The sequence below is a fragment of the Sedimentibacter saalensis genome, assembly GCF_007830175.1.
Lineage (GTDB): Bacteria > Bacillota > Clostridia > Tissierellales > Sedimentibacteraceae > Sedimentibacter > Sedimentibacter saalensis.
This window is the reverse complement of record NZ_VLKH01000022.1, coordinates 1-2242: the sequence shown is the minus strand read 5'-3', so window position 1 is coordinate 2242 and position 2242 is coordinate 1. Positions and strand designations below refer to the sequence as shown.

3 protein-coding genes are annotated in these 2242 nt (G+C 35.5%); 2 read left to right on the top strand and 1 reads right to left on the bottom strand.

Annotated elements, in window-relative coordinates; genetic code table 11:
• Positions 1 to 279: pyridoxamine 5'-phosphate oxidase family protein (locus LY60_RS17885; protein ID WP_145087145.1), on the top strand; the 279-nt coding region annotated here is incomplete at its 5' end.
• Positions 280 to 560: 281 nt separating this feature from the next.
• Here the strand turns inward: LY60_RS17885 and LY60_RS17880 are convergent.
• Positions 561 to 1196: a class I SAM-dependent methyltransferase gene (locus LY60_RS17880; RefSeq protein WP_145087142.1), complete on the bottom strand. Its 636-nt coding sequence runs from the start codon at positions 1194 to 1196 to the stop codon at positions 561 to 563.
• Positions 1197 to 1289: 93 nt separating this feature from the next.
• Here LY60_RS17880 and yeiL point away from each other — a divergent pair, with 93 nt between their 5' ends.
• The gene (yeiL, locus tag LY60_RS17875) at positions 1290 to 1958 is read left to right on the top strand and encodes a transcriptional regulator YeiL (RefSeq protein WP_145087139.1); all 669 of its coding nucleotides are present in this window, start codon (positions 1290 to 1292) and stop codon (positions 1956 to 1958) included.
• Positions 1959 to 2242: the final 284 nt, after the last annotated feature.

Here is a 2242-nt window from a genome sequence, read left to right as displayed (position 1 = left end):
AAGGTGTCTTTTTCAGTAATAGACGAAGATACCATAGTAAGCAAAGAATATACTTCATATTTTCGCAGTGTTATAGCCTTTGGAAAAGCAAGAATTGCAGAAGGTGATGAACGTATTGAAGCTTTTAAAGCTTTAGTTGAAAAATATTCAGGGGATCAACCTGAAGAGGCCAAACTTAAGGAAATAATGGGATGCATGCAATCTTATATTTTTGCAATTGATGTGGAGCACATAACCGGTAAAGAGGCAATTGAATACGTCAGAGCAAAAGGTAAATAAGAGCTATAGTGTTCGGTTATCTGTGGCACACACAACTCGAAGAGGAGCATTGCTTTAAAATATGTTCTTTTGACTTACAATTCAATAAGTATGAAATATTTGGGCAAATCTTTAGTGTTAATTTAAGTTAATAGATTTGTCCATTAAATTATTTAGAATCATATACTACATCAAAGGTTATAAGTAAGTTGCCCGATTAGTTGTAGGCAAGGTTAAGTTGAGAATTAAATAAATATAGCAAGTGAAAGGGAACAGTCGATTTTGATTGCTCCCTTTGTTACTCATTTTATGTTTTGTCCTATAAAATAAAAACCATTAGATATGTGTCCATTCATGGTAGTGAATGTCAAGTGTTCATATTGCAATGTGTTAAAATCAACTAAAAGCTCATTGACCCACTCTTCAGAGTGATGGCGGCAGACAGCACCTTCTGGTAATTCAAATACACCATAATTGCCATATTTCTCTTGAAATTTTTGATAACGAGCTGCATTGCGTTCATCTGTATTCAAGAGAAAGTCATTCATATATAAAATACCATCCTTCTTTAAGACACGCCTGATTTCGGTAATCAGAGCTTTTTGTTCCTCATTATTATGAATGCAAGTCAGCACAGCAAAAAGGATAACTGCATCAATGCTGTTATCTGGCAGATCAATGGAAGCCTCTTTTTTTACACGTAAATCGAGGTGTGGAAACTGTCTTGCTCCACGCTGAATCATGCCCTCGGAGAAATCAATTCCAATCAAATTACGATAGCCCATCTGATATAGTTCATCTAAAGTTCGACCATAGCCACAGCCAACATCAAGCACCGTATATTCCATAGTGATGTATTTTCGGAATTCACTTGATTGAAAAGGTGTTGTAAACTGCTTTGTCTCTGAAACATCATCCCAATAATTTTTCTGTATCATTTCAAATCACCTCTTTTTGTAATGATTATATCTTAAATATTTGCTATAATGGTATGAGATTTCTCATACTGCTCTTAAGGAGAAAATAGTATTATGAAACATATAAAGGATAAAAACCAGATTGAGGAATACTACAATCAGTTTCCTCTTTCCGATTATTTTGGATTTGATATCCGGCCATACATCACAGTTGTACAGTTTGAACCAGGAGATTTAATCCTAAAGGAAGGCGACGAACCTGAGTTTCTGTATTACCTAGTTGATGGTCGAGCCAAGCTGTTCTTGTCACATGACAATGGAAGAATCTCATTGATTAATTTTTTAAGTGCACCGTGCTTTATTGGTGAGATGGAATTAATTGAAGCGCAGGTGACATCAAACGGTGTAAAGGCAATTACAGCATGCACCTGCTTTGCTGTTCGAATCACAAGCTGTAAAGAAAAGCTTCTCAATGATACAACATTTTTGAGATATCTTTGTGTGTTACTTGGCAAAAAAGCTATAGGTAATTCCTATAATTATTCAAGAAACCAGTCCTATGCCTTGGATGTTCGCCTTGCGACCTTTATCTTGCTTACAGCTACAAACGGTTACTATCGGGAGAGGCATACGGAAGTGGCAGAATTTTTAGGAGTTACTTATAGGCACCTGCTTTATGTATTGGCATGTTTTGTTAAAACAGGGATATTGGAAAAAACTCCACAAGGCTATCATATTGTAGATGTTAAAAAATTGAAAAGAATTGCAGATGAAAATAAGTAATATGGAAAAGGTAAGCTGGTCATCAAATAGAACTTTCTGTTTTCTGTAAAGGCCATGAGATCATACTATGCTGATTTTAAGGAGGAAATTAATATCAGCAGATTAATATTCGCGCTAAGAAAATAATTGGCGATGGATTTATTAGGAAACATTTGGTACAATATATTTAAAACAACGCTTCATTATACTGATCCTTACGGAGGATATGGCAGCTATGCAGAAGTTAAATGTCCTAAATGTGGCGGCGTAGGATGGGTTCCATGTTCATTCTGTTTTGGTGACGG

Coding starts and splice junctions, on each gene's coding strand:
- LY60_RS17880 (WP_145087142.1), bottom strand. CDS start 1,196: ATGATACAGAAAAATTATTGGGATGATGTTTCAGAGACAAAGCAGTTT.
- yeiL (WP_145087139.1), top strand. CDS start 1,290: ATGAAACATATAAAGGATAAAAACCAGATTGAGGAATACTACAATCAG.